This window comes from Caballeronia sp. M23-90 (assembly GCF_053574605.1).
Window position 1 is genome coordinate 1 of sequence record NZ_JBSIPA010000440.1, and the last position, 5,331, is coordinate 5,331.

The 5,331-nt window shown below is 61.5% G+C and carries 7 protein-coding genes; 2 read left to right on the top strand and 5 right to left on the bottom strand.

Annotated elements, in window-relative coordinates:
* Nucleotides 1-1,249, top strand: a 1,249-nt coding sequence (murJ, locus tag ACRXB1_RS29315; protein ID WP_449494019.1) for a murein biosynthesis integral membrane protein MurJ, incomplete at its 5' end; no start/stop codon positions are given.
* Nucleotides 1,249-2,094 carry a SirB1 family protein gene (locus tag ACRXB1_RS29320; protein WP_449494024.1) on the top strand — a complete coding sequence of 282 codons (846 nt, stop codon included), beginning with the start codon at nt 1,249-1,251 and terminating at the stop codon, nt 2,092-2,094. The genes murJ and ACRXB1_RS29320, both read left to right, overlap by 1 nt.
* A 58-nt stretch (nt 2,095-2,152) precedes the next feature.
* Here the strand turns inward: ACRXB1_RS29320 and ACRXB1_RS29325 are convergent, their stop codons facing one another.
* From ACRXB1_RS29325 to ACRXB1_RS29345, 5 genes are all read right to left on the bottom strand, one after another.
* Nucleotides 2,153-2,911, bottom strand: coding sequence for a 3-hydroxyacyl-CoA dehydrogenase (locus ACRXB1_RS29325; RefSeq protein WP_449494020.1), 759 nt, complete (start codon nt 2,909-2,911; stop codon nt 2,153-2,155).
* A 120-nt stretch (nt 2,912-3,031) separates the two neighbouring features.
* Nucleotides 3,032-3,694: an adenylate kinase gene (gene adk, locus ACRXB1_RS29330; RefSeq protein ID WP_075360039.1), complete on the bottom strand. Its 663-nt coding sequence runs from the start codon at nt 3,692-3,694 to the stop codon at nt 3,032-3,034.
* A 297-nt stretch (nt 3,695-3,991) separates the two neighbouring features.
* Entirely contained in the window at nt 3,992-4,801 is an 810-nt protein-coding gene (gene kdsB / locus ACRXB1_RS29335) for a 3-deoxy-manno-octulosonate cytidylyltransferase (RefSeq protein WP_449494021.1), read from the bottom strand.
* Between the two features lie 34 nt (nt 4,802-4,835).
* Nucleotides 4,836-5,042 (bottom strand): Trm112 family protein, encoded by a 207-nt coding sequence (locus ACRXB1_RS29340; protein WP_449494022.1) that lies wholly within the window; start codon nt 5,040-5,042, stop codon nt 4,836-4,838.
* Nucleotides 5,023-5,331: tetraacyldisaccharide 4'-kinase (locus ACRXB1_RS29345; RefSeq protein WP_449494023.1), on the bottom strand; the 309-nt coding region annotated here is incomplete at its 5' end. The genes ACRXB1_RS29345 and ACRXB1_RS29340, both read right to left, overlap by 20 nt.

The window sequence follows — 5,331 nt, forward strand, 5'->3', positions numbered from 1 at the left end:
TAGCGTGGCGGGCGCGTCCTGGGTCGTGTTTGCCGTCGCATCAGGCCTGGAGCACGATGGCCGCGCGTTCGGCTACGCGGTGACCATGACCCAGATCATGTTCCCGTACATCATCTTCATCTCGCTGACATCGCTGGCGTCCGGGGTGCTGAATACGTACCGGAAGTTCTCGCTGCCTGCGTTCGCGCCCGTGCTGCTCAACGTGTCCTTCATTGCGGCGGCGATTTTCCTCGCGCCGCATCTGAAAGTGCCTATCTACGCGCTGGCGTATGCGGTGATCGCCGGCGGGATTTTGCAGTTTCTCGTGCAATTGCCCGGGCTCAAGAAGATCGACATGATTCCGCGCATCGGCTGGAATGTTGTGAAGGCGCTGCGGCATCCGGGCGTGAAGCGCGTGCTGATCAAGATGGTGCCGATGACCTTCGGCGTGTCCGTCGCGCAACTGAGCCTGATCATCAACACGAATATTGCGTCGCGGCTCGGGCCGGGCGCGGTGTCGTGGATCAATTATTCCGACCGCCTGATGGAGTTTCCGAGCGCGCTGCTCGGCGCCGCGCTCGGCACGATCTTGCTGCCAAGCCTTTCGAAGGCGCATGTGGACAAGGATCCGGTCGAATACTCCGCGCTCCTCGACTGGGGGCTGCGCATCACGTTCCTGTTGGCCGCGCCCAGTGCAATTGCGCTGTTTTTCTTCGCCCAGCCGCTCACGGCGACGCTCTTCGGCTACGGCAAATTCGATGCAAATTCCGTCGTCATGGTGGGCCGCGCGCTCGCCATGTATGGCATCGGGCTCGTCGGCCTGATTCTGATCAAGATCCTTACGCCCGGTTTTTACGCGAAGCAGGACATCAGGACGCCGGTAATCATCGGCATTGTCGTGTTGATCGCGATTCAGTTGAGCAACCTGGTTTTCGTGCCTATATTCGCCCACGCCGGGCTCACCTTGTCGATCGGGCTGGGCGCGTGCGCGAACGCGACGATGTTGTTCATCGGATTGAGGAAGCGCGGGATCTACCAGCCATCGGCCGGATGGACGCGTTTCTTCGCCCAATTGGTCGGGGCATGCCTCGTGCTGGCGGGAGTGATGCACTGGGTTTCGGGTAACTTCGACTGGATTGGCATGCGTGCTGCGCCGCTGCAGCGCATCGCGCTTCTCGGAGCCAGCCTGGTTGTATTCGCTGCGCTATATTTCGGTATGCTCTCGGCGATGGGCTTCAAATACGCGTATTTCAGAAGGCGAACGATGTGATGACGACGACGCGCATGCTCGACTATTTCACTTCGCTGGTGGCGGAGGACGAAAGTCTGCCCCTCACCGAGGCGGCGTTGTCGCTTGCGCAGGACGCGTATCCCGACCTCGATTTGCAGGGCGTGCTGGCGGAGATCGACGAACTCGTGCTGCGGGTTCGCCGCCGCATGCCGGAGGACGCCGATATCAAGCAGAAAGTCGGCGTGCTGAATCGTTTTTTCTTCCGCGAACTCGGCTTCACTAGCAATCGGAACGACTATTACGACCCGGATAACAGCCACCTGAACATGGTGCTGAAGCGCCGGCGCGGCATTCCGATCTCTCTCGCGGTCGTGTATCTGGAGATGAGCGAGCAGCTTGGTATCCCAGTGCGCGGTGTGTCGTTTCCTGCGCACTTCCTGCTGCGCGTCACTACGCCGGAAGGCGACGTGATGCTCGATCCGACCACCGGACATTCGCTCTCCGAATCCGCGATGGTCGAAATGCTCGAACCCTATGTACAGCGGGTTGGCGAGTCGATTGGCAGCGCGTTGCGCGTGCTGTTGCAACCTGCGACGCGGCGGGAAATCATCGGACGAATGTTGCGCAATCTGAAGAGCATTTATCTTCAGACGGAGCGCTGGCAGCGCTTGCTCGCCGTGCAGCAGCGGCTTGTGATCCTGATGCCGGGAAGCATTGAAGAGGTGCGGGATCGCGGTTTCGCGTATGCGCGTCTGGATTATCTGCGCCCGGCGATGGAAGATTTGCGTCGATACCTCGATGACCGTCCGGACGCCGAGGACGCAACCGTCGTGGAGACGGAGTTGCACGAACTCAGGCAACGCACGCAGCACGACAGCGACTAAGAATTCTGACTTTATAAAAGCGGCGGCGCATCTTCCAGGATGTGCCGCCGTTTTTCGTTTACTTCGGTTGCATCCGGATTGCCCCGTCCAGGCGGATGACTTCGCCGTTGAGCATAGGGTTATCGAAGATGTGTTTTACGAGCATCGCGTATTCGTTCGGTTTGCCTAGGCGCGATGGGAACGGCACCATGGCGCCGAGCGCGTCCTGCACTTCCTGCGGCATGCCGAGCAGCATGGGCGTTTCGAAGATACCCGGCGCGATCGTCATGACACGAATGCCGTTGCGGGACAGATCACGCGCGATCGGCAAGGTCATGCCAACCACGCCACCCTTCGATGCCGCGTACGCGGCCTGTCCGATCTGGCCATCGTAGGCCGCAACCGATGCCGTGCTGACGATCACGCCGCGCTCGCCGGCCGCGTTCGGTTCGTTCTTCGCCATGGCCGCAGCGCTCAACCGGATCATGTTGAACGTGCCGATCAGGTTCACGCCAATGGTCTTCGCGAACACATCGAGCGAATGCGGGCCGTCCTTGCCGACCGTCTTTGCCGCCGGTGCAATGCCCGCGCAGTTCACGAGTCCGCGCAAACTGCCGAGTTGCGTAGCCGCCTCCACGGCGCGCTGACCATCTTCCTCACGGCTCACGTCGCACTTCACGAACACGCCGCCGAGTTCCTTCGCAAGCGTCTCGCCGCCGGCTTCGTTCATGTCTGCAATCACAACCTTGCCGCCATGATCGCGGATCAGTCGCGCCGTCGCCGCGCCCAAGCCCGATGCGCCGCCGGTGACGAGAAAAACGTTGTCCTGGATATCCATGCTGTGTACCCCTCAATGGTGGTGATGTGCGAAGAGATCTGTTAAAGCAAAAAACCCGCTCGGCCAATGAAGCACGAGCGGGTTTCAAAAAAGGCGTGCTTGCGGCGCCGGGCGTTGAGATCAGGTCAACGCTTCGAACACGCGCTGACGAATTTCATCGACGGTACCGAGGCCCGAAATACGCCGGTATTCCGGCGCCTTCAAACCGTTGTTGTCGCCGTGCTTCGACCAGTTGTTGTAGTAATCGATCAGCGGCTTGGTTTGCGCCACGTACACGTCGAGCCGCTTTTTCACGGTCTCTTCCTTGTCGTCGTCGCGCTGGATCAGCGGCTCGCCGGTGACGTCGTCACGGCCTTCCTGCTTCGGCGGGTTGAATTTGACGTGATAAGTCCGACCCGACGCCGCATGGACGCGCCGTCCGCTCATGCGCTCGATGATGTCCGCGAACGGTACATCGATCTCCAGCACATAGTCGATGGCGACCGCCGCCTGCTTCATGGCGTCGGCTTGCGGAAGCGTGCGCGGGAAGCCGTCGAACAGATAGCCGTTTGCGCAGTCCGGTTCCTGCAGACGCTCCTTGACGAGGTTGATGATGAGCGTGTCCGGCACAAGCTCGCCCGCGTCCATGAAGCGCTTGGCTTCCACGCCGAGCGGCGAACCTGCTTTCACGGCAGCGCGCAGCATGTCGCCCGTCGAGATTTGCGGAATGCCGAACTTTTCCTTGATGAAGGTGGCCTGGGTGCCCTTGCCGGCGCCGGGGGCGCCCAACAGGATCAAACGCATGGTGATATCTCCGAATCGAATAGAAACCGCTCTCGCTGCGAGGCTTATCTGGCGTCCGGTCGCTATTCACAATTGCCCAGGAGACGCCCGAAACGAGGCGCGACGAGCCGAATTCGGGAGACGGCGCGGCACCAGTCGACATGGGCGCTATAGAGCAAAGGCGCTGACCGGAAGGCTCGCGCTACCGGCCGATTATGCCATGCATCCTCGCAATGGCGACCCGAAAAAAGGCCGCAAAGGCTTGTTATGTGGGGCGTGGCGGGGTTAACGCGAGTTGCCCGGAAGCGTGCCGGCGCGTTAGGACGAAGCCGGAAACATTGCGCGTACGCGGGCCAGGTCGTTGGGGGTGTCGACACCGGGCGGCGGTGCGTCGTTCGTGATCAGAACGGCAATGCGCTCGCCATGCCAGAGCGCGCGGAGTTGTTCGAGCGCTTCCGCTTCCTCGATGGGCGCAACGCTCAGCATGGGATATGCCCGCAAAAACTTCGCGCGATACGCGTACAGGCCGATGTGCCGCAGCACATTGGCCGGAATCGGCGGGCGCGACGCAAGCGCGGCCACGTTTGGCCATTCCTTCTGCCACGCATCGCGCGACCAGGGAATCGGCGCGCGGGAGAAATAGAGCGCGACGCTTTTTGCATCGAGCACGACTTTCACGACGTTCGGATTGAAAACATCAGCAGGATCGTGGATGGGATGCGCGGCTGTGGCGATCGCGCACGACGGATGCGCCGCGAGATGCGCCGCCACGTTGCGCACGAGCGCGGGATCGATCAGCGGTTCGTCGCCTTGCACGTTGACCACGATGGTCTCGTCGCTCCAGCCGAAATGCGTGGCGACTTCGGCGAGACGATCCGTACCGTTCGGGTGATCGGCGCGAGTGAGCAGCACGTCAAAGCCGTGTTCCTTCGCGACATCTACCACGCGCGGCGAATCCGTTGCGATCAGCACCTGCAATGCGCCCGACAAACGCGCCCGCTCGGCGACGCGCACGACCATTGGCTTTCCGCCGATGTCGGCCAGCGGTTTGTTCGGCAGCCGCGTGGACGCGAGCCGCGCGGGCACGACAGCAATAAAGGGCGGCACGACCGGCGTGTGGGCGTTCATGTTATGGCGTTCGTGTCCTGATGTTCGTTGAGGATCAGTTTCCGCTGATGGGTTTCAACGGATCGACGGGCGTGCCTTCGACCGTCTGACGTGCTTCGTCGGGCAGCATGATGGGAATGCCGTCGCGGATGGGGTACGCGAGCTTGTCGACGTTGCAGACGAGTTCCTGCGCCGCGCGGTCATAGGTGAGCTGGGTCTTGCAAATCGGGCAGACAAGGATTTCAAGCAGGCGTGCGTCCACGAATTTTCTCCACAACTAATGCGATGAGGCGGGGTTTGAGCACGGCTTCCACGGGTACGACCCAGATGCGCGCGTCACGCCAGGCCCCGAATTTTACTGCATCCTTCTCGGTGATCAGGATCGAATCGGCTTCGATGCCGGCAAACGGGTTGTCGCGGTAATCGTAGTGATCGGGGAACGCGCGGGTCGAGAGCGTCAGGCCTTCGGCACGCAGCGACGCGAAAAACCGTTCCGGCGATCCGATGCCTGCCGCCGCCACGATCCGCTCGCCCTTGAACGCGGCGAGCGA